The organism is Pseudocolwellia sp. AS88 (genome assembly GCF_030551755.1).
Taxonomy (GTDB): domain Bacteria; phylum Pseudomonadota; class Gammaproteobacteria; order Enterobacterales; family Alteromonadaceae; genus Pseudocolwellia.
In genome coordinates this window covers 45,999-68,552 of sequence record NZ_JAUPEC010000001.1, presented here as the reverse complement: position 1 = coordinate 68,552, position 22,554 = coordinate 45,999, and the positions used below count along the sequence as shown (strand labels likewise).

The 22,554-nt window shown below is 33.2% G+C and carries 23 protein-coding genes; 7 read left to right on the top strand and 16 right to left on the bottom strand.

Annotation, left to right across the window (positions count from 1 at the left end; all coding sequences use genetic code 11):
- The first annotated feature begins 16 nt into the window (after positions 1-16).
- On the top strand, positions 17-844 hold the full coding sequence (cobA, locus tag Q5N69_RS00330; RefSeq protein ID WP_304366543.1) for a uroporphyrinogen-III C-methyltransferase: 828 nt from the start codon (positions 17-19) through the stop codon (positions 842-844).
- Position 845: 1 nt separating this feature from the next.
- On the opposite strand, the gene Q5N69_RS00325 is transcribed toward cobA, so the two are convergent.
- The 4 genes from Q5N69_RS00325 to Q5N69_RS00310 form a co-directional block, all read right to left on the bottom strand.
- On the bottom strand, positions 846-1,583 hold the full coding sequence (locus Q5N69_RS00325) for a tRNA-uridine aminocarboxypropyltransferase (RefSeq protein WP_304366542.1): 738 nt from the start codon (positions 1,581-1,583) through the stop codon (positions 846-848).
- A 71-nt stretch (positions 1,584-1,654) separates the two neighbouring features.
- Entirely contained in the window at positions 1,655-2,227 is a 573-nt protein-coding gene (locus Q5N69_RS00320; protein WP_304366540.1) for a hypothetical protein, read from the bottom strand.
- A 28-nt stretch (positions 2,228-2,255) separates the two neighbouring features.
- Positions 2,256-3,209 carry a DUF808 domain-containing protein gene (locus tag Q5N69_RS00315; RefSeq protein ID WP_304366538.1) on the bottom strand — a complete coding sequence of 318 codons (954 nt, stop codon included), beginning with the start codon at positions 3,207-3,209 and terminating at the stop codon, positions 2,256-2,258.
- 26 nt (positions 3,210-3,235) lie between these two features.
- On the bottom strand, positions 3,236-3,559 hold the full coding sequence (locus tag Q5N69_RS00310; protein WP_304366537.1) for a DUF6172 family protein: 324 nt from the start codon (positions 3,557-3,559) through the stop codon (positions 3,236-3,238).
- A 195-nt stretch (positions 3,560-3,754) separates the two neighbouring features.
- Between Q5N69_RS00310 and Q5N69_RS00305 the strand changes: the two genes are divergently transcribed.
- Both Q5N69_RS00305 and Q5N69_RS00300 read left to right on the top strand, forming a co-directional pair.
- Positions 3,755-4,342: a paraquat-inducible protein A gene (locus Q5N69_RS00305; RefSeq protein ID WP_304366535.1), complete on the top strand. Its 588-nt coding sequence runs from the start codon at positions 3,755-3,757 to the stop codon at positions 4,340-4,342.
- A 126-nt stretch (positions 4,343-4,468) separates the two neighbouring features.
- On the top strand, positions 4,469-4,762 hold the full coding sequence (locus Q5N69_RS00300) for a hypothetical protein (protein WP_304366533.1): 294 nt from the start codon (positions 4,469-4,471) through the stop codon (positions 4,760-4,762).
- 160 nt (positions 4,763-4,922) lie between these two features.
- Here the strand turns inward: Q5N69_RS00300 and Q5N69_RS00295 are convergent, their stop codons facing one another.
- The 11 genes from Q5N69_RS00295 to Q5N69_RS00245 all read right to left on the bottom strand — a co-directional run bounded on the left by Q5N69_RS00295 (position 4,923) and on the right by Q5N69_RS00245 (position 18,018).
- A complete protein-coding gene (locus Q5N69_RS00295; protein ID WP_304366531.1) occupies positions 4,923-5,348 on the bottom strand; it encodes a response regulator in 426 nt (141 codons plus the stop codon).
- 26 nt (positions 5,349-5,374) lie between these two features.
- Complete coding sequence (locus tag Q5N69_RS00290) at positions 5,375-7,282, bottom strand: CHASE domain-containing protein (protein ID WP_304366529.1); 1,908 nt, start codon at positions 7,280-7,282, stop codon at positions 5,375-5,377.
- A 201-nt stretch (positions 7,283-7,483) separates the two neighbouring features.
- On the bottom strand, positions 7,484-7,855 hold the full coding sequence (locus Q5N69_RS00285) for a response regulator (RefSeq protein WP_304366528.1): 372 nt from the start codon (positions 7,853-7,855) through the stop codon (positions 7,484-7,486).
- Between the two features lie 3 nt (positions 7,856-7,858).
- Positions 7,859-8,620 carry an ATP-binding protein gene (locus tag Q5N69_RS00280; RefSeq protein WP_304366527.1) on the bottom strand — a complete coding sequence of 254 codons (762 nt, stop codon included), beginning with the start codon at positions 8,618-8,620 and terminating at the stop codon, positions 7,859-7,861.
- Between the two features lie 11 nt (positions 8,621-8,631).
- A complete protein-coding gene (locus tag Q5N69_RS00275) occupies positions 8,632-9,084 on the bottom strand; it encodes a response regulator (protein WP_304366526.1) in 453 nt (150 codons plus the stop codon).
- A gap of 29 nt (positions 9,085-9,113) precedes the next feature.
- A complete protein-coding gene (locus Q5N69_RS00270; RefSeq protein WP_304366525.1) occupies positions 9,114-12,122 on the bottom strand; it encodes a CHASE domain-containing protein in 3,009 nt (1,002 codons plus the stop codon).
- Positions 12,115-13,350 carry an ABC transporter substrate-binding protein gene (locus Q5N69_RS00265; protein WP_304366524.1) on the bottom strand — a complete coding sequence of 412 codons (1,236 nt, stop codon included), beginning with the start codon at positions 13,348-13,350 and terminating at the stop codon, positions 12,115-12,117. Before Q5N69_RS00265 ends, Q5N69_RS00270 begins: the two co-directional genes overlap by 8 nt.
- A 412-nt stretch (positions 13,351-13,762) precedes the next feature.
- Positions 13,763-15,457 carry a GGDEF domain-containing response regulator gene (locus Q5N69_RS00260; RefSeq protein WP_304366522.1) on the bottom strand — a complete coding sequence of 565 codons (1,695 nt, stop codon included), beginning with the start codon at positions 15,455-15,457 and terminating at the stop codon, positions 13,763-13,765.
- 25 nt (positions 15,458-15,482) lie between these two features.
- Positions 15,483-16,757: a GAF domain-containing sensor histidine kinase gene (locus Q5N69_RS00255; RefSeq protein ID WP_304366521.1), complete on the bottom strand. Its 1,275-nt coding sequence runs from the start codon at positions 16,755-16,757 to the stop codon at positions 15,483-15,485.
- A 296-nt stretch (positions 16,758-17,053) separates the two neighbouring features.
- Positions 17,054-17,626 carry a tRNA-(ms[2]io[6]A)-hydroxylase gene (locus Q5N69_RS00250; protein WP_304366519.1) on the bottom strand — a complete coding sequence of 191 codons (573 nt, stop codon included), beginning with the start codon at positions 17,624-17,626 and terminating at the stop codon, positions 17,054-17,056.
- Between the two features lie 218 nt (positions 17,627-17,844).
- Positions 17,845-18,018 (bottom strand): DUF3545 family protein, encoded by a 174-nt coding sequence (locus tag Q5N69_RS00245; RefSeq protein WP_304366517.1) that lies wholly within the window; start codon positions 18,016-18,018, stop codon positions 17,845-17,847.
- A gap of 67 nt (positions 18,019-18,085) precedes the next feature.
- Here Q5N69_RS00245 and Q5N69_RS00240 point away from each other — a divergent pair, with 67 nt between their 5' ends.
- From Q5N69_RS00240 to Q5N69_RS00230, 3 genes are all read left to right on the top strand, one after another.
- Positions 18,086-18,211, top strand: a complete 126-nt coding sequence (locus Q5N69_RS00240) for a hypothetical protein (protein WP_304366515.1) — start codon at positions 18,086-18,088, stop codon at positions 18,209-18,211.
- 106 nt (positions 18,212-18,317) lie between these two features.
- Complete coding sequence (locus tag Q5N69_RS00235) at positions 18,318-19,286, top strand: rhodanese-related sulfurtransferase (RefSeq protein ID WP_304366513.1); 969 nt, start codon at positions 18,318-18,320, stop codon at positions 19,284-19,286.
- A gap of 374 nt (positions 19,287-19,660) precedes the next feature.
- Positions 19,661-20,005 (top strand): PilZ domain-containing protein, encoded by a 345-nt coding sequence (locus Q5N69_RS00230; RefSeq protein WP_304366511.1) that lies wholly within the window; start codon positions 19,661-19,663, stop codon positions 20,003-20,005.
- Between the two features lie 98 nt (positions 20,006-20,103).
- On the opposite strand, the gene Q5N69_RS00225 is transcribed toward Q5N69_RS00230, so the two are convergent.
- Positions 20,104-20,673 carry an alkylphosphonate utilization protein gene (locus Q5N69_RS00225; RefSeq protein ID WP_304366509.1) on the bottom strand — a complete coding sequence of 190 codons (570 nt, stop codon included), beginning with the start codon at positions 20,671-20,673 and terminating at the stop codon, positions 20,104-20,106.
- A 591-nt stretch (positions 20,674-21,264) separates the two neighbouring features.
- Here Q5N69_RS00225 and sstT point away from each other — a divergent pair.
- The gene (gene sstT / locus Q5N69_RS00220; RefSeq protein WP_304366507.1) at positions 21,265-22,488 is read left to right on the top strand and encodes a serine/threonine transporter SstT; all 1,224 of its coding nucleotides are present in this window, start codon (positions 21,265-21,267) and stop codon (positions 22,486-22,488) included.
- Positions 22,489-22,554 lie beyond the last annotated feature (66 nt).

The following is a 22,554-nucleotide window of genomic DNA, read 5'->3' as shown; positions in this document are numbered from 1 at the left end:
TTATATAAGGTCACCAATGATCATTAATGAAAATGATTCTAATATCACATTTAATAGTAAAGCTGTTTTAAATTCTGGCGAGGTTGCACTTGTTGGTGCTGGACCAGGTGATCCGGAACTATTAACACTAAGAGCCTTACGTTTTATTCAACAGGCCGAAGTGACTATTTACGATCGCTTGGTTAGCCAAGATATTCTTAATTTGTTGCCTGAAGACTCTGAACGTTTTTATGTTGGAAAAAAACAGGCAAAACATTCAGTACCGCAAGATAAGATTAATGAGTTATTAGTTGAACAGGCTAAGTTAGGTAAGCGTGTTTTACGATTAAAAGGTGGTGATCCTTTTATCTTTGGTCGAGGTGGAGAGGAAGCAGAATATGCCCTCTCTCAAGGAATTAATTGCCATTTATGTCCTGGCATAACCGCGGCTTCAGGATGCACTACTTATGCAGGCATTCCTTTAACGCATAGAGGTGTTGCTCAAGGCTGTACTTTCATAACGGGGCATATGGAAAATAACGGTGAACTAAATTTACCTTGGGACAGCTTAACCTCAAATGCACAAACAATTGTGTTTTATATGGGTATCAATACCCTTCCAATAATAGCTTCAAAGCTTATTGAACATGGTAAAAAGGCTGATACGCCTGCTGCACTTATTTTTAAAGGGACTCAACCAGAACAACAAGTGTATAGAGGGAAATTAAACACCTTGGCTGAAATAGTCGTTAAGCATAATATTAAACCACCAACGTTAATTGTTATTGGTGATGTTGTTAATCAACTTACTAAAAAGCAATTAAGCTCTCCAGGACTATTAGAAGCAGAAACTGACCTAAGTTAATTTATATACTTGCTAAGTATGTTTGGTAATCTTCTATAGCATGAGGATTACCCGTATTGGCTTGGCAAACACTCTTACGATATTGAAAGTTAAACACATCAAACCATAAATCTAAAATTTCAGCGTTTACCGACTCACCTGTCATATCTAAAACCCTAGCAGCCACTTCAGCGGTAGCAAATTGATTAGAAACATTGGCTTGCCTAATTTGGTATCTAGAAATAAGACTTTCATTGTTTGTCATTTCAGGATTAAACGATACGACAGGAAAGCGATTTAAATAAGGGCTTTTACGGAACATTTTCTTAGCTTCACGCCAGCTACCATCTAACATAATAAATAATGGGCGCTTACCCGAATTAGTAGTAATGCTTTGGTTAAAAACCTCTCTTTCTGGTTCTGCATATTGTTCAGGAAATACAACAAAAGGTTGCCATTGTTCATCATTTAAAACATTCAACAGCTCTGTATTTTCTTCAGTTCTAGACCATAAAAAAGCAAAAGTATCAGGTACAACATCAGCAATAAGCTTACCTGTATTACTTGGTTTTAATATTTCGGTATCGTACATCAAAAGCAAGAAACCGGCATTACTCTTTACCTTAGGTGTTAGTTCACAAATACAGTGAGTTAAACCAATTCGGCATTTTTCGCAGCGTTTAACTTTCCAACCTCTCGAGTTGTACACTGTAGTACTAATACTTTTTCGATGCTCGTAAAGCTTATGAACTGCGTTCATTTATTTTCTCATAATAAGTGATGAATATGATTAACGTTTATTTAAGTTAAACGGAGATATTTCTATAATATTTATTCTGAAGAGGTTGAACGTTTAAAACTCAACAACAGGCCGAACCCAGCTAAAACAATCATTAAAGCCAAACCGATAATCCCTAAAACATTATCGATAATTTTAATACCAGTCCATTGTAGATAATGAATTCTATACATCATATCGATGAACTCAGTATCAGGTCCTTGTTGATGTAACGTCATTCTATCCCAGTTTAAAGTGATCTTTATTTGGTTAGATGTTAAAGCTACCAGTCCATCAACGTCATTGATTACACCATAGCGTTCAGAGTGCTGCTTTATAGCATCTTTAATTAAAAGCTCTACTTGAACAGGGCTAGGAGCTTGAACAAGTTCCATCGTTTTCTTATTTAAATGTATCCAATCATCGTCTTTATTTTTTACTAATAAATGTTCGCCAAGGATAGAACGTATAATTTTAATTTCTGACCATTCATTATCAGCTGCAGGTTGAAATGACGTAATATTTGGGTAACCCGTTATTTGAAGTCTCTCATAAGCCTGAGAGTAACCTGGCTTAATAAAAAAGAAAACACCTGTTATCGCCCAAGCAATAAAGGGAAATAACATGATATAGCCTAAATAATTATGATATTTTTTAAGATTCAATTTCAGGTTTTTTACTTTTTTTTAGTTTGGCTAAACCTGAAATAATAGGAATTAAAAATAAACCAGCCGTTATTCCAATCAAACCTTCAACAATAATAGAAAGCAACATTTTGATATCGACAGTTAAGAGACTATTAAACCAAGATATAAAAGACTCTACAAAGTGATGAATAAAGCCAATACTATGAACAATAATACCGCCACCTACTAAGAACATAGCAATAGTGCCTACTACTCCTAGAGTTTTCATTAAAAAGGGGGCAAACATTAATAAGCCACGCCCTAAAGCTCTATTTACAGCACTAAATGAGCCACTTATAGATTGTTTTAAAAGATATAAACCTAAATCATCAAGTTTAACAATTGCCGCAACTAAGCCATAAACACCAACAGTGATAAGTATCGCCATTGCGGATAACACCATCACTTGCATTTCAAAAGAAGTTTCTTGCAAAGTACCTAGTACAATCACAACAATTTCAGCCGATAAAATGAAGTCTGTTCGAATAGCTCCTTTAATTTTGTCTTTTTCTAAAGCAACTAAATCAACATTATTTTGAATAGCTTGATGCATGTTTTCTTTATGTTTTTGCTTATGTAATTCTTGATGAAAAAGCTTTTCGATGACCTTCTCTGCGCCCTCATAACATAAAAACAAACCACCAATAACTAATAAAATAGTAATTAAAGGAGGAGCGAAAGCACTAATAGCTAATGCAGCGGGAACCAAAATAAGTTTATTTAAAAACGAGCCTTTAGCTACTGCCCATACTACAGGTAATTCACGGTCAGCTTTAACTCCAGAAACTTGTTCTGCGTTTAATGCTAAATCATCACCTAAAACCCCAGCGGTTTTCTTTGCTGCTACTTTTGAAAGTATTGCAACATCATCCAATATAGATGCAATATCATCAATTAAGGTTAATAAACTAGCACTTGCCACAACAAACTCCCTGTTAGTATTTGTAACTAATCTTCAATTTCTTCTTCGTCGTCTTCATCAATATCTGATTTATATTGTCTGAAGCCTTCTTTAGCAATTATTTCAATGTAGAAAGATGTTAAGTTTTCAGCTGCTGCTTTATCAATATGTTTATTAAGCTCAGCCAAGTGAACTTCTTCAGCTTCACTTTCTGTTTGTCCAAATTTACAATCAAAATCCCAAAAATCAGCATCGATAGGAAGTTGCTTATTTCGTTCTCTTTTGACGTATTTTTTTACGTCGTGCTTAACGCCATCAATAAGTCTATCGTATTTAATTTTCGGGTGTGTAAGCGTAAATGTCTTTTTCATGATTTTCCTAAATGTTTTACTAAATTTATGATTTAGCTCGTTACTGGTATTTTACGTGATTTTTATAAGGGTATCGATACAATAATTCGAAATCATAATTAAAATAATCAAATTTCACCTATTGATAAATATTTGGTCCATTAAAGCTGAGTGTTATAATCAGCTACAAATTTAGTTCTAATTAAAAGTTATAACATGATTAAGAAAAAACTCGGCTTTGTGATTAACCTTCTCGCTTTACTTTTATTTGTACCCGGTATTGTACTTCCTATGTTTTCACTGTCGATGGAGATGACTGCTGATGTTAGTGGAGCAAATCTATCTTCAACACTAATAGATAAAGAACTATCACTGATAAATACGATAGAAGAACTTTTTCTTGATAACCGAATATTAGTTGCACTACTCATTTTTATTTTCTCAATCTGTATTCCTGTCGTTAAAACGATTCTTGTTTCTTTAGCTTTTCTAAATAAAGAACAAGTTATTGAGAAAAAAATCATTAATTTTGTTGCTGCAATTGGTAAATGGTCAATGGCTGATGTATTTGTAATTGCGATATTTCTTGCTGTTTTATCAACAAACCACACTGAAACATCAAATGCACAGCAATTGGCTTTGTTCGGCTTCAAATTTAATTTACATATTAGTAGTGAAACACTTTCATTTGTTGGACAAGGTTTTTATTATTTTACCGCTTATTGTTTATTATCACTTGTTGGTACACATCTTTATCAGAGCGCGATAAAAGACCAAAATAGTTCATATAAAAATATGGAATGATTTCTGCTTATTAGTTAATGAATTAAATTTTGTTAAAAAATTGACGTTTACGTACTAGGTTTTATACCGTTTTATGTGGACCATGCTTTAACACTTCACTGTGGTCAGAACAGATAAGGATAAATTATGTTAATTATTAGTGGTTCAGCTGAATATATTGGAGAAACAAACCAATTTGTAAAAGGCAACTTACACGCATTTACTATGTTTTGCTCTAATGAGAACTTACGGGAACAACTTAAAGATATAGAAGCCTTTTTTAACCAATTAGATTGGGATGAAATTATTATTCAAGAAGAAGGAATAATTGAAGATACGGCTTCTTTAGAGAATGATACTCTTAAGCAAGCTTTTGAAAAAGCATCTCAAGATAAACTTTCGGTAGTTATTCAAAATACGCCTTTATCTGCTGTCGCTTAATTTATAAGCTCTATTAAGTGTTTCTTGCAAAATATGCTAAAACATAAAAAAGCAAATAGTGCTATTTCTTGAGATAAATTAGAAATATAACTATTTGCTTTTTATTTTGTACTCTTTGTATATTGATAACGTTCCAAAGTGCTGTTGTACTAATTCTATATTATAAATCAGGAAGTCTTACAATGTGCCAATAATAGTCGAGCATTTTAAGCACTTTATCAAACTCACCTTGCACATCAGATTTAACAATATAACCTGCTATATTCTCACTATATGCTGCTACTCTATCTTCATCAGCGGCAGATGTTGTTAAAACAAAAATAATTGAATCTCTCAAGTATTCATCTTTACGTATATTTTTAAGAAATTCTAATCCACCCATAATTGGCATATTCAAATCAAGAAATATAATATAAGGCTTTACGATAACTTCTTTATTACGAAGTATCTCAAGTGCTTCGGCGCCGTTAGTTGCTCTAATAATTGGATTAGTTAGTTTAAGTTTTTTTACAACACGCTGCACTGCTTTAGCGTCAATGTCATCATCCTCAATTAACAAAATACTAACTTCTTTATTATTCGCCATTTATAATCGTATCCTTTTTTATAAATTTACTCATTCAACGTAGTTATAGTTTTTGGCCAAGTAAATGAAAAGGTACACCCTTCTCCAACAGTTGACTCAAGGCTTGTATCGCCTGAAAAACGCTGAACTATTTTTTTTACTAATGCTAAACCCATTCCACTACCTTCAGTTTCATCTCGTGGCTTTAATGTTCTAAACATTTGAAATATATTACTATGATAATCTAACTTTATGCCAGGCCCATCATCTTTTACAAAAAAATGATAAAAATCATTATCTTCTTCACAACAAATTTGTATGCGACCTTCTCCTTGATGATGATGTTTAATAGCATTACTTATAAGATGATTAAACACTTGCTCTAAAGGTAAGTTGGCAGTAACAAATATTGGCAAAACGCCCTTAATAGTTAAAGTAAAGTTATCTATAGGTGCATTTATTTCTACTAAATCATGTACTACTTTAGCTACATCTATTTCACCGAGTTTGTATTGTTGGCGATTAATTCTTGAATAAGCAAGCAAGTCGTTTAATAAAGTTTCTAAACGCCGCACCCTACTGCACATTAATTTAAGGTGCTCAGGTACCTCTTCCAAATTCCCTTCAGCTATATCTTCAGTTACCCATTGTGCTAGTTGGTCAATAGCACGCAGTGGTGCTTGTAAATCATGAGAAGCAATATAAGCAAAATCATCCAGGTCTTTGTTTGAACGTGATAAGTCAAGCGCTCTCTTTTCAGCACTTCGCTTGGCTGATATAGATTCTTTGATAAGGCCTGACATCACAACACGTTTAACCTTTAACTCTGCAATGGTTTCATTAAGTTCATGATTCTTATTTTCTAATAATTCAGTTCTTTCTAATACTTTAGATTCAAGTTTATCATTTTGATTTTGTAGCTCCTGACTTAATGTTTTTATATTCCTTGAACGTATAATTGAGGTCTGTAATGCAAAAATAGACAACGCCATCAAAAAGCTGACTAAAAATCCACCGAGTAAAAACCATTTAACAACAACAGGAGATTCAATGCTGTTTAATAGAGATTCTTTCAAAGATATATTTAAACGCCATTGCCGCTCAGGTATGTCTAAATCAAAATAAACAAATGGTGCGGAGTTTATCTCACCAAATAATAAGCTACTGTTGTCTTGATTTATATCTAACAGAGTTAATACTAAGCCTTCTTTGTCTGCCTGTTCTTTGGCTGCTAACATTAAAGTATCAATTCTAAACACACCTGTTACATAGCCTTTTAAGGCATTAAAACGATCTTGTACTGACGTAAGAGTTACTTCTTGCTTATATACGGGAGCTATAATTAAAAAGCCAACAGAGTGTCCTGTTTCTTGTACTAAACGAATTTGCTCTGTGGTGGTCATAGTTCCATTATCACGTGCAAACTCTAACGAATTTCGACGTACAGTATTACTGGTAAGATCGTAACCTTGAGCTAATTTATTCTTTTCAAAAGGACTGATAAAGGTAACCGGAGTATAGTACTCCTTTATCTGACTTGTAATAAGTTGCCCGTCACTATTACGTTCAGTAATCGTAAAGTTTTCTTGTTGATTTCGAATAACAGACTCAAACTTTTCTCTTTCAATATCTTTAACAAGAGGTACCCAACTCAATACTTGAATATAATCGCGATTTTCAATATCTAAAACATGCATGTATTGATTGAATTTATTTAAAGAATATAGCTCTTGGTTAACACTATAGAAAGCTTGTAAACCTTGTAAGTCATTAAGAGATATATTTATAGCGTTTTGAACATTGATAGATACTTGTTTTGCAATATTCTCGACTTTAAGATAGCTCTGTTTTTTTAATTGCTCACCTACTTTTATAGACAAAATATAAGTCATAAGCATGCCGATAACACAAACAATAACAGCAGAAGTAAGGGATCTAATTGAAACTTTCTTCATTTTAACAACCTTATATTAGCCCTTATTTCGTAAGTTATTTAACTTAATGTGATTACGTTTAATCTTAGTTCAGAAATCAATTTTTTTGTAGTCTAAAGTAAAATAAAGTGTTATTTTTCTGTAAGTAAGGTTTGAAGTATATATAGAAATATGAAAGGGAAAAACAGAGTAAAATAATGATACAGATACTAAATATTAAATTTATAAAAAGGTATAAAGATAATTAGCAAAGTTCTTATTATAGTTTTTTTCTAGATAAGCAGTAGCATTAGATTGCTCTGCTTTTTGTTGATGTTTAGGGGGTAAAGCTCCGCTTAAAATAAATACTGGGACTTCATTATTAATACTTCGAATAAACTGTACAACTTCTATCCCCTCCCCATCAGGTAAATTCCAATCAACAAGTGCAGCACTATGTATATTTGTATTATACATCTCTTTAGCTTCTTCAACCGTCTCTGCAATGTCAAAACTTATAGGCTGAGTAAATTTGTATCTATTAACACACATTTTTAAAAGCTCTGTATCAATTTCATTATCTTCAACGTATATAATTCGTATCGCATCAACCATGACTTATGCCTTCCTAAGAGTAAAATAAAAAGAAGAACCTATACCTTTTTCAGACTTAAGCCAGATACTCCCTTGATGTTTTGTAAGTATTTTTTGCACGTAAGTAAGTCCAACACCTGCTCCTGTATATTTCTTTTCAGAAACACCTCGTCGAAACATTTTAAAGATCTTTTCGTGTATATTTTCAGGTATACCAATACCATCATCAGTAATACAAAACTGCCAAAAGTTGTCTAATTCATCCACACTTAAAGTAATGTTAGCCGGAGTGTTCGGTAAATGATAATGGAGTGCATTATGAATAAGGTGATAAAACATCTGAGATATAAGTTCCTCATCCCCTTTTACTATTGGCATAGTGTCGATGCTAATAGAGGCACTAGAACTTTCAATTACAGATGAAAGTTCTGCTAGATTCGAGGAAATGATGACATTGAGATCTATGTCAGTAAAAGGCTCATCTCTCTTTATAATACGTGAGTAACCAGTTAAATCATCAAGTATATTTCTTATCGAATGACCAGCTTTTAGAATGAAGTCGAAATGGCGTTTAGACTTATCATCAAAATCATCTTTATGCCTCTCTAGAACCATCTCTGAGAAGCCTTCAATTTGACGTAATGGAGCACTTAAGTCATGAGAAATGATATAAACAAACTCTTGATACTCTGCTTTTAATTGCGTTAAATCTGCTTTAGCTTGAGCTAACTCACGTTGAGTTTCAGCTAATTGAGAGTGTAAGTGTGTATTTGAATCATTAGGCATGGTTTAGTCTATTAGTCGTCAGAATTTGATGGTGGTAAGCAAACAATGTCAACCCAAAAGTTTTCAACGGTTTGTACAACTGCCATAAACTTTGCCGCATTAACAGGTTTAACAATGTAACAGTTAGCATGTAGATCGTAGCTTTCAACCACATCTTTATCTGCTCTAGAGCTGGTTAATACTATAACGGGAATTCTTTTTAAACGCGGTTCCGCTTTAATAATTTCTAATACTTCTCTACCATCTGTACAAGGTAAATTTAAATCCAGTAAAATAATATCAGGCATTACTGCATCTTCAAATCCATTACGTTTGAAAAGATAATCTAAGGCTTCATCACCATCTTCAACAACATTTAACGTGTTGCGAAATTGAGCTTCTTCAAAAGCTTCTTTAGTTAACTCTATATCACCTTCGTTATCTTCAACTAGAAGAATTTCAGCGAGTTTTGCTTCTTTAATCATAATTAACCTTGTTAACAAACCTGCAAATTTTAGGCTTTTAATAATGTAAAATAAAAAGTCGAACCCATACCTTTCTCAGATTCAACCCATATCGTTCCGCCATGGCGCTCTACTACTTTTTTACAAATAGATAGGCCAACACCTGTACCTGCATACTGACTTCTGCGGTGCAATCGTTGGAAAACTTCAAAAATCTTCTTAAAGTGACGTTCATCCATACCAATGCCATTATCTTTTATTGTAAAGCACCAATGATCTTCTGCCTCTTTTGCACTTATATGAACATGTGCTTTAGTATCAGTTTTTTGATACTTAATTCCATTATTAATTAAATTTTGAAAAAGTTGGAATAATTGCGTCTTATTTCCTTGCAAGTTTGGCAAGGGGTCGTAAGTGATTTCAGCTGTATTACTTTCAGTTAAATCAAGGGAATTTTTCTTAATAACATTAATAAGGTCTTGTATATTAACATCTTCTAATTGTTTTATGTCATTACTAATACTTGAATAAGTAAGAATATCATTAATTAGTGCCTGAGCACGAATAGCACCATCAATAACAAAATTAAAATACTTCTTACCTTTTTCATCGTGTTCAAGATCTTCTTTTATATGATCTTGAAGCTTTTCTGAAAAGCTCCTGATCATCCGAAGTGGTTCTTGTAAGTCATGTGAACAAACAAAAGCAAAGCGTTCAAGCTCTTCATTCGAATCAGTTAACTTTTCTATAAACTGTTCACGCTCTTTCTCAAAAGCAACGCGGTCACTTATATCTCTAACAATTCCACTGTACTTGATTGTAGAACCGAGCTTTATTTCGCTAACAGAAACTTCTATAGGGAATATTGTTCCATTTTTATGCTGGCCTTTTGCATACTTCCCACTACCTAAATAGCGCTCAATTGAGATTATTTGTTCTTTGGTTTCATCTTGTTTATTTTTAAAATAATCATCACTTCCTTGATGCGAAGACGTTGGCATTAAGATTTTAATGTTAGAGCCAATTACTTCTTTAGACGGATAACCAAATATATTTTCGGCGGCCTCATTAAATCGTTCAATAATTCCAAATTTATCAATGGTGATAAGGCCATCAACCGCTAGCTCCACTATCGCTCTATGATGCTCTTCACTTGCCGTAAGTTCTGCAGTTCTTTGCACAACGAGCTGTTCAACATACTCACGTCTACGGATCAAATGAACCAAGCCTAAAACGATAATGCCAGAGAATATTAAGCCCGTAATTAACATACCCCATGCAGATTGCGCATATTCAGTTTTATTTGCTTTACTGTATATTTTTATTCGCCAGCTACGCCCTGCTAAATTGATAATTTCATCTCGTGAAAAAGACTCCACTACTTGAGGTGTACCATAAAGGGTTTCTGGGAATTCAGGATCAGAGATGTCTTGAATAAACAAAGCTAAATTACTATCCATACCTAACAGCACTTCATTGACAAGGTCTTCAACCCTTAATGAAATAGAAGTAAAACCTTGTAACTTAAGCTTTTCAGTTACTTGCTTTTTATCATTATAAAAAACAGGTCTGAAGATAAAAATACCCGCTTTAGTTATATCTTCTTCAAATAAAGTAATTTTAGAAGTAGCAACTTTACTCTCGCTCTCTTGCGCCTTAATTAAGGTTTTTAGTTCTAAAGGATTAGACGCTAAATCAAAGCCTAATGCGTTTTCGTTACCTGCTATAGGCTCTAAATAATAAACAGGTAAATAATGTTCACGTTGCGTCGCTGAAGCTAAATTCCCATCTTGGTTAACTTCATTAATACTAAAGTTTGTAAAACCTTCTAACCTAGCTTTGTCTTCAAGTACTAGACGCTCTTCATGAGTAATACTCGGTATCCACTCTATTGCTTTAATACTTTTATGTTGTACAAGGAACGATTCAACGAAAACTTTAAAATCTTGACGTTCTACTTCTTCAGAAGCACTAAAAAATGCGTTAACTGAGTCAAGAATACCTAAGTAGGTGTTTAGGTTTTCTCGCACTTCTTGTACGTGTTTTTGACTTTCAAAAATCAAATTATTTTCAACGGATACTTGTTTAGCATTCGATACAATAATAAAAGTAATAATACTAGCGCTAACACCTAAAACACCAACAATTATCGGCATAGAATATAGACTAACTCGACTGTTTTCTTTACTTTTAAGTTTTACTCTCTGTAGTGCGCCGGTATAACTGAGTAGGGAAAATAAAATAAAAGAAACAGCTAAACCTGCTAGTAAAACTGAAAAAATTAAATTTTGGACACTACGCTCTCTTTTCAGTAAAGGTGCATCATCAGTAATATAAGTGAACGTTACATTCAAACCTTGTAACATGGCTGTATTTTCTCGAGCTAGTACTATTTTGTTTGTGCTTGTGCCTACCGTTAACTCATTTTGTGTGAGTGTAATAGCGGTATCTGAACTAAGGACTTGATTAACAAAAACATCATCAAGAGAGGCTTTTATTTCCCCTGTTAATATGCCCTCTACGAAGCCGCTGTAAAGCACAGGCACAGATATTTTAAACAGGATAGAATCTTGACTTTGATTTAATAATTGGAAATGGTAAGGTTTAGAGGCATTTAAAATTTCTTCTATCCAAGGCTCTTCATTAGTATAAATACCTTGTAGCTGTTTTGTGGTTTGTACTAATACATTCGCTTCAATATCTTGTAAGACCAGTCGCCCTTTTTCACCACCTATAACAACATTCTTTAATAAACCATTAACTGAGGCATTATCTGCATCAGATAACATAACCGCATTAGTTATACTTGGAAATTTGGCGAGATCTTCGATAACCCTTCTTTGGCTTTCAATAAAGTTATTAAATAGCGCAACTTCTTTTTTAAGCTCTCTTTTAGTGTCTTTATCATATTGCTCTTCGAACAATGTATTTATTTTTGGGATAATAATAAAAGCACTAAGTAGCATTAATAAAGAAAGTAAACCTATACTGTAACCAACCACAGTACGGAATATTATCACCTTATTTGATGCTTCTTTTTTTAAATTAGTCTTATTCATTTATGATTATAATTTCATTCGTTGCGCCGTAATATCCCATACAATAGTCACTGGCATTTAATGCTTCGTGCGCTTTGTTATTGAGTACAGAATCAAAAACTGAAAAAGGTTTATCATATGTTTTTATTAAACCTTGAACGGGGTTAGAGAGATTTTCTAAAGCAAGACGTATTGTATTCCGGTCTTTTAGTGTATTCCCCGTTAGCTTTGATTGTTTTATTGCTTGTATTAATAACTTAGTCAAATCATAGGCATGTATAAAACCAACAGCTGACTGTAAATCGGCTGGATTTTTAATAATACCTTTAGTATGTTCAATTAATTGACTAAATACTTGGTTAGCCAGAGGCGTTTGAGTTTCATTAGTAAAAGCAAAACAACTTTGAATAAAGTTTAAAGCTAAACCTTCTCTTGCCTTAGCATCAATCTTTTCATGTAAATCACCACTGGTTATTCCCCAATGACTAATAATAGGCAATCTTTTACTTCTTGGTACCTCTAACATCGCATTAGCGAATACAATACCTTCAACAGCATTACTTACTAAGATTAAGCAATCGCTACCTTGGTTAATAATGCTATCAGTAAGTACTTGTGCACCCTTAGCTTTTACACTTAAGTTAAAACGAGTAACTTGAGGAGATTGAATGTCATAAGTTGTCAAAGCTTTCGACATATTGACTAAATTAGAATTCCCCCAAGGGGTGTTTTCAAGTAAAAGCTGAGGTTTTCGGCATTGTTGATTTTTCATTGCATAATCAATGATCATGCCTCCAGCTTGCATGTCATCAATAGATAAACGAAATATCCAATTTTCTTTAGATGGGTAACGAGTAATAGGAGCACCGGCAGCCCATGGTACAAGGGTTAATGCCTTGCTTTCATTAATAAATTTTCGGTTGTTAATTAACGGAGGGGAATGTATACCTGAATATATAACTAAAGCATTAGGATCATTGATAAAAGCTTTATAGTTTCTTTTACTGCGCAGTACATTACCGCGATGATCTAAATATTTGAACAGAATTTTATTGCCATTTATTTCATTATTTACTTCAGCAAAAGCGACTTCTATACCCAGTTGAATAGCTTTTGAAGATTGGCTATGTATAGATAAGTCGGCATCTTGATAAATATGAATAATTTTATCATCTGCTTCTACATTACCGACAAAGAGTAAGGTTTGAGTAACCCAAAGAATTAGGATTGAACTTATTATTTTTTTCATAGTCAATTTTATGTATCTAATTAAGTTAAAGTACCGATTCAGTAAAATCGTCTATCCGATGTAAATATATCAATATTACTATTTAACACCTAACCATCTTCGCTTTTTTAATAGCTTGTAAAGTCCTTGATTTATTTACATATGTATTTGGGTAACCATCAATCCTAGCACCTCATACCAATTTGATTAATTAAGTGATCTACTTTTTCATGAGAAAAAATGGATAATTACAAGGCATAAAATTTAGTAAGTAGTTATTCTACTTATAAATTTTATAACGCCGTCATTATTAATTTTAACCGTTAAAAATGAGCAGTTAATTAATCAACTTGGTATCACATCACTGTATAAAATATACCAAGCTATTCTATTTAAAGAGTAACAAACTAATATAACAATAAAAAGACACTTTCTACTTTAACCACTTTTCTGCTAATTCATTAGCTGGTAATGCTTTTGCAAAGAAGTAACCTTGTAATTCATCAACTTCTAGTTCTGAACATAAATTGCTTTGATATTGAGTTTCTACGCCTTCAGCAATAATATGTAACCCTATAGTTTTTGCCATTGCGGCAATCCCTTTTACTATAGATAAGTGCCTTTCTTCAGTATTACAGTTTGGTAGAAGCGATTTATCTAACTTAACAATATTTATGGGGTAATTTAATAGATGAGATAAGGATGAAAACCCTGTTCCAAAATCATCTAAGGCTAGCTTACAACCTAACCTATAAAACTCAGTTATACGTTGATGATTTTTCTCATCTTGCGCCAATAAAGCTGTTTCTGTGAACTCTAAAACAATTGACTCAGGGTTAATATCATATTTATTTAGCATGTATTCAAAAGTAGGAATCAGCGTAGAGTTATTTAATTGCTTAGCTGAGATATTTATAGCCATAGTAAGAGGCTTATTAAATTTCCTATGCCAAATAGCCAATTGTTTTATCGCTGTTTCTAATACCCACTCGCCTATTTTATCAATAATATTAGACTGTTCTGCGATAGGTATAAACTCATCAGGAGTTGAGTTTAATTTACTGTTAGGCCAACGAATAAGTGCTTCAACCCCTACAATGCTTTTATCTTTTACGTTAATAACCGGTTGATAATGTAAGTCAAAATCTTTATTTATAACGGATTTTTTCAGTTCCATCTCTACTTTATAACTTCGAGAGAACTGTTGCTGCATTTCATTTTCAAAATAACACAGCTGATTTCGACCTTGTTTTTTGGCTCGGTACATCGCAATGTCGGCATATTTAGTTAATGACTCTGCCGTGCTCGCATTTTGAGGATGTAAAGCAATGCCAATACTAACCCCACATTGAATAGTGTGACCATCAATTTCAATAGGGTTTTCTAGAGATTTTATAATACGTTGTGCAACAGAAGTTGCTCCACTTATTAAGTTTAGTCCGGTTATAAAAATAGCAAATTCATCACCACCTAATCGGCCAAAAAGCTCATTACCTCGAAGGCATTGTTTAACCAAATTAACCACATACTTTAAAAGTTTATCGCCAACTTCATGCCCATAGGTGTCATTCACATTTTTGAAATGGTCTAAATCGAGTAAGAGCAAAGCAATATTACTTTGAAATCGCTTATTATTATCGATTGAAACTTTTAAAGCTTCTTCAAAATGATAACGATTAGATAGGCCAGTTAAAGAATCTTTCTCAGCTAATTCTCTTACTTGGCAAAAGCTGTCATAAACTTTCTTCTCAAGTTCAAAACGTTTTTTAGCTTGGATAATTGCACGTTTTAGTTTAGTTGCTGTTATTTCATTTTTCGGAATAAAATCTTGTGCACCAGCTTGTAAACACGATAATGCCAGAACTTCATCGTCTGTCGCACTCATCATAACAATGGCTGCTTCACCAAGATTAGGTTTGCTTCTTAGCTCAATTACCATTTCAATGCCGTCAACCTCAGGCATTCTATAATCGAGTAAAAGTACATCAAAACTTTCAAGCTCTGCAGCTTTTAAACCTTCCTCAGCTGAATTTGCTTCAATTAACTCAAATTCACCTATATTGCGGCTTAACGTCCTTTTAATAATTTCTCTATCAGCTAAATCATCATCTACTAATAATATCTTCATCACATCCCTCGAGAAATTTCCGTAGTTAAAGTGCTGCTTTATTATTGTGCTTTGGCCAAATGATAGTAAAAGTAGATCCTTTATTAACTTTAGCTTCTACAGTTACCTCAGCTGAATAAGGGAGCAATTTCTTTCGTATCATAGCTAAACCAAGTCCACTTCCTTCAACTTGGTCTTTAGATTTTAATGTTTGAAAGGCTTCAAAAATTTTATTGTAATAAACATCAGATATACCTGGGCCATCATCAGTAACAGAGATTTGATAGTTTTCTCCCTGATAATCACATTTAATGTCTATATTACCTTTGTCTTTATCATGATGTTTAATGGCGTTTGACACCAAGTGATTTAATGCAAATAAAAGAGGCTCTTTGGGTAACTCAATTTCACAATTTTCTACTGAAATATTAAAATGATGAGGAAGAGTTAACCAACCACAAATTTCATTAACTAAACTATCTAAATTAAAAACTTCATGAGGATAAATCTCCCTACCTATCTGTGAAAATGTACTTAAATCTGAAAGTAATGTTTCCATCCTAACTGTGCTATTAGCCACCATAGCAAAGTTTTTTTCATTATCTTCAATGAAGCCATCTTCTATATCCTCTTTAATCCACGAGGTAATGTTCTTAATTGCATTTAATGGAGATCTTAAATCATGTACAGCACGGTGAAGAAATGCATCTAAATCAGCAAATAGTTCTTCTTTTGATATAACAGGTTCTGAAGCTAAAGGTATTTCACTGTTTTCTTTAACACTATTTTCATCTGCAATACATTCTAATTGTTTATTTTTAAGACAAAGTTCAATTTGTGAAGCTATATTCCTCTCCATTAAAGATAGAGACATTCGGTGATTATCGCTTAGTGAAACCGCTTCGTTATTCATTAAACTTAATGTACCCACTATTCCTCCATCAGATAAGGTAATGGGTATTGCAGCATAACTTTTAATTGCTTGCTCATTAATGACAATGGGCTTATTGATGATGCGGTTATCTTCGAGAATACCCAACACTTCAAAAAATTGATTATGACTTAAAACCATTTCACTCAATAAATGAGTGGCATTACATGAATCTTTACTAAAGCCAATATCAGTTTTACGCCAATATTTATCATAACCAATGATATTAATTTGGCTAACTGAGCTTTCACATGCCCGATTAGTTAAAGATAAAATATTATTAAAAATTTCATCAAAAGTGACACTCAACAAGTCACTGTCTAACACATAATTTGCTAATAGTTGGGTATAATTCCCGTTGCTATTATGTGTAATTTCACAAAGCTTCATTTCAACAACTAATTGTTAATAACTTGATAAAAAGAGTATGGCATTCTTCTATTTTTTTTCCAATTTTTTCTATCAAATCAATCGAATAATATTTTATTTAAAAAATTCAACTGACTAAAACCGTTTAAAAATACGCCACATGCTAAATAAGTGTTAACTCTATTAACAAGTTTGAAACGAAATAAAAATTTCAGTTAAAAACATGATAATCGTAAGCTGATTTAGTTTTTCTAAATCAGCTTGTCATTTTAATATTTTGGAAGTGTAAATGAGGTGATAAATGAAAGGATTGGTTGCTAATGAAGAGCTGCTCTAAAAGGTAGTTTTGCACAAATTTTTGCTTCAAACTCTAAAATCTCTTCCAAGCGCTTATTAACTTCTTCTTTATCAAAATATTCATAAGCTAACTCTACAAATAAGTTTTTATGTTTAGCTTCTGATTTAGCGATAGTGACATAAAAGTCTTTGTCTTTTCCTGGTTCTAAAGCTTCAGCTACAAGTGAAAAACGTTCATGACCACGAGCTTCAATTACGCCACCAACTAACAAGCGATCCATGAAGAAAGCTTCTTGACCATGTCTAAAGACAGTGCGTATCTCTTTTACGTAAGGATCTTTTTTATCGTTAGCTAACGGAACTCCACGTGCCGTTAATAGTTTTAGCACTTGTTTAAAATGAATTAACTCTTCTAAAGCTAAGTCTGTCATTTCTTTTACTAAACGTGAACGATCTTGATAATGAGATAACATAGACATAGCCATTCCCGATGCCTTTTTTTCGGCAGCAGCATGATCTTGTAAAAAAGAGTTAAAGTCGGCTAAAACGGCTTCGGTCCATTCGGCAGGAGTATCGTATTTGAGTTCGAACATTAAAAAATCGCTATAATTCTGTAATAAATATGGCGAGATTTTACCTATCTCTGACTAAAGAAAAAAGCATTAATTCTTATTGTAATCGGCTCAATTAAGAATTTATTTTAATTAAAAGGATTATTTTGAATATTTGTTTTAAATATAAACAGAAATAAAGTATTAAAAGCCCTATGATACTAGGGCTTAATACCGCACAACTTTACTTTAAAAAGTTGTTATAACTCATATAAGCTGTATTGTAATAATTCACGATGTAGCCTTTGATTCTCTTTAAAGTTTTCTATTTCTCGCCATTTTCTTTTTATGGTTTTAGTGGTTATCTTCGGAGCTGCTTCAACAGTGTCATCATTCACAAAGTCTTCTATTTCGTATAAATCAAAATTAGCCATTTTCAAAACCTCTTTAAAAGTTATTAAAATTTACTGCTCACCAGTGCAATTAATGTAAAAACAAAATATGACAATTAGTTTACTTAAGCATGACAAGTTAATGACGCAAGAAGTTGATCTATCGCAAATGAATGTACTTGATTTCGGTTTTGTTATTTCATCTTTTTTGCTAGAATCCTCAACGCGTTTTTAAGGGAGTTTTCTCTTAATTACACAAAATACTAAGTACATATAAACTATGTATATTTTATAATCTAAAGCACCAGATTTACGATTTGGTTAGTTCAATGGGTAACGTTATGAGTCAAATTACAGTTTGCGCACTATATAAGTTTGTTCGTTTAGAAAATTTTGAAAACTTAAAAGCTCCTCTTTTAGCCGTAATGGAAGAAAATGAAGTTAAAGGCACCCTGCTTTTAGCTGAAGAAGGTATTAACGGCACTATAGCCGGCCCACAAGCAGGTATTGATAATGTACTTGCTCATTTACAAAGTGATGAACGTTTATCACCATTGTCTTGTAAATACGCATACAACACTGAATATCCATTTCAACGTACAAAAGTTAAATTAAAAAAAGAAATTGTGACTATGGGTGTGGAAGGTATTGACCCTACACTAACAGTTGGTACTTATGTAAAACCTAAAGACTGGAATGCTTTAATTTCTGATCCCGATGTATTGTTGGTAGATACACGTAATGATTACGAAGTGGAAATTGGTACTTTTAAAAATGCGGTTAACCCAAACACTGAAACCTTCCGTGAATTCCCAGACTATGTTGAAAAGAATTTAGATAAAAATAAGCATAAGAAAGTTGCTATGTTTTGTACCGGCGGTATTCGCTGTGAAAAATCTACGGCTTATCTTAAAGAACAAGGCTTTGATGAAGTTTATCACCTTGAAGGCGGCGTGCTAAAATATTTAGAAGAAATACCACAAGAAGAAACCATGTGGGAAGGTGAATGTTTTGTATTTGATAGCCGAGTTGCAGTAAATCACAGCTTAGAGCAAGGTCAATACGATCAATGTTTTGCTTGCCGATTCCCAATTACTGAAGAAGAAAAACTCAGTGAGTTTTATGTTAAAGGCGTTAGTTGCCCTCGCTGTATTGATAAGTACACTGATGAACAACGTGCTGGTTTTAGAGAGCGTGAGCGCCAAGTCAATTTAGCGAAGCAACGTGGCGAAACCCATATCGGTGGTGAAGTAAAACATCTGATCAAAGAAAAACGTAAAGAAAAAATAGAACGAAAAACAGCTAAGTAATTAATATACGTTTTTTAAAAGAGCTTTTTACGTTATTTAAAAAACCTATCGATTAATTATTTTAGAAGCCAATAAAAACTTACAAAGTACAACAATATTTACCTTAATATTGTTGTACTTAAAAAATTACCAAAGCTATCGGATATTTTTTACAGCAGTTTTTAATAAAACGATATACCTTTAGAAAAGATATAACCTTTCAAATATATGCCCATCATCAAAAACACTAATCGCAAAATGCTATTCAATCAATGTAATCATAAAATTCGATGATAATAAATAATCCAGAACTGTAGCTAAAACAGAGCTATAAACTCACGTTATTAAAATTATTAACTATACTAATTTGTATTCATTTAAAGGGAAAATTAAATATGAATGCTGACAAAAGAAAACATGAAAGAATTAAACCTCAGAGCTTAACAGCAAATATTACTATATTCGCTCCTAGCAACGACAGTGAAATTCATCTAGAAGGACTTGTACTTGATATGAGTACAGCAGGGATCAAAATAAAGCTTTTCTCAGCGATGCCTGAAAACATCCCTAAAAGTAAAATAAGAATTAACCTGCTTATGCCTAAATCTGGTTTACCTTTAACAATAAAAGGCGTCATTAAACGGCTGGATAATAATTCAGAGTGCGGCATTCAGTACTATAAAGATAATCCAAACAAAGAAATAGATAACTTATTATTTGAATGTATTAAAAGTGTTTAATAAGGTTTTAAAGCGTAGGGTTATCAAACATGTTAAATTCTATAATCTCTATAAAGAAGCTTTATAGAGATTATAAACTTAGAAAAGATAGCGCTTATTTATGCTTTTTTAAGGTAACTCGCGACTAAAACAATACGCGTACCGTTAACTTTACCTTCAATATGTTCTAGGTTATCCGTTAAGCTAATACCTCGTACTAAAGTACCTTGCTTAGCTGTAAAGTTTGCACCTTTAACTTTTAAGTCTTTAATCAAAGTAACGTCATCACCATCTTGTAACTCAGCACCATTACTGTCTCTTGTTGGCCCTTCACGTTCAGCAGCGGCAATCCCCTGCTCTGCCCATGTTTTAACATCATCTTCCATGTAAATCATATCTAAAGCATCTTGTGCCCAGCTTTCAGCAGAAAGTTTATGTAACATACGGTAAGATATCACTTGAACTGCAGGCTCTTGATTCCACATACTGTCAGTCAAACAACGCCAATGATTTACATCTAAATCTACCTTACCTTCAATTTGTTCTAAGCACATTTCGCAAACTAAAATGCTTTGTTGAGCACTTAAATCACTTATCGGGGGCACGGGAAATACAGCTAAGTTGTCTGTTGCTGTGCATAATTCACAAGTGTTATTACTACGTTGCTCTAAAGCTTTTTGCGCTACCATTTTTCATCCTAGAAGTTATAAAATATCTGTGGCGTAATTATACCAAACGGATTAATTGATTGCTCACTTAGCGAGAATTTAAAGGCTTAGAGGCACAGGTTCATAGTTCCAGACTGAACCTAAGCACCTACATCCATGTAGGCGAGGCATTGATTGAAGAGAATGGTTATTCTCGGTAACTGCTCCTGCGTTACCCTAATGTCCTACATCCATGTAGGAACCTTGTCAAAATCAATAACGCGGCATATGAGCCTTTAAATTCTCGCCCTTGGGGAGCTCATTAGCAAACTGATAACATCACAAAATTAAAAAAATATAGAATAACTATGTTTAATCAATTTTGCTTGTTCTAAGCTTGCTAATGTAGCTCTAAGTTGCTCAATAAATTAATCCGTTTGGTATTATACGACGCTCCAGTGAAAAAACAACGCCCTTAACTCTTAAGGCACGCTAAAAGCATCAAGTTAATAGAATTATTGTAGACATTACGGCTGCAATAAGAAAAACTACGCACATAATTCAAGAATTTATATTAAATTCGAAGAATAAAAAGCATATTGATAAATAAGAACAATAACTTAGGATTAATTCATGACACTAGCCAACGAAGGGTCTCCTTCTTTATCTTCTAAATTAAAATCTATGGGCTTAGTAAGCCAAATTATTATCGCCATTATATTAGCGTCAATATTTGCAACAATAGCGCCTGAAATTGCACAATCGTTTGCTGTATTAGGACAGCTATTTGTTAATGCTCTTAAAGCAGTTGCTCCTGTATTGATTTTTGTATTAGTGATGTCTTCAATAGCAAATCAAAAACTTAACAGTGATGCCAACTTAAAACCCATAATTTTTCTTTATTTTATAGGAACATTAAGTGCAGCCTGTGTTGCTGTTGTATTAAGCTTCTTGTTTCCAACCACATTGACTTTGGATATTGTTGGGGCATCGGCAAACCCACCTCAAGGGCTTGGTGAAGTATTAACTACGCTAGCATTTAAAGTGGTGGAAAATCCTGTGACAGCGATCACTAATGGTAACTTTATTGCCGTTCTCGCTTGGGGGATTGGTTTAGGTTTAGCTTTAAAACATTCGAACGAAAGCACTAAAGCTATGGTTCACGATTTTAGTGAAGCTATTACAGGTATTGTTAGGTTTGTTATTCGTTTAGCACCTATAGGTATTTTTGGTTTAGTTGCTAATACTATTGCTAGCACTGGCTTCTCAGTATTTTCTGAATACGCTCAACTTTTAACTGTGTTGGTTGGTTCTATGCTAATTATCGCCTTAATTGTTAACCCTCTCATTGTATATATGGTAACGAAGAAAAATCCATATCCATTAGTTTTTACTTGTTTAAAAGAATCAGGGATCACAGCATTCTTTACACGTAGCTCAGCCGCAAACGTTCCTATTAACTTAGCTTTATGTAAAAAACTTGATTTACATGAAGATACTTACTCTATTTCAATTCCATTAGGTTCAGCAATTAATATGGCTGGAGCTGCAATAACAGTTACTGTATTAACGCTTGCTACAGCCAATAGCTTAGACATTGTTATTGATTTGCCTACCGCATTATTATTGTGTGTAGTGGCTTCTATATCAGCTTGTGGTTCTTCAGGTGTTGCAGGTGGATCTTTATTGCTTATTCCATTAGCTTGTAGCTTGTTTGGTATTCCTAATGATGTGGCTATGCAAGTGGTTGCGATTGGATTTATTATTGGAGTGATACAAGATTCTGCTGAAACAGCACTTAATAGCTCAACAGACGTGGTATTCACTGCTGCGACATCACATTACTTGTCTAAGTAATCATAATTCAGGTTAAGTAAGCTTAGTTAGCGTTAAGTAGATAATAATTAAAAATAACAAAAAACA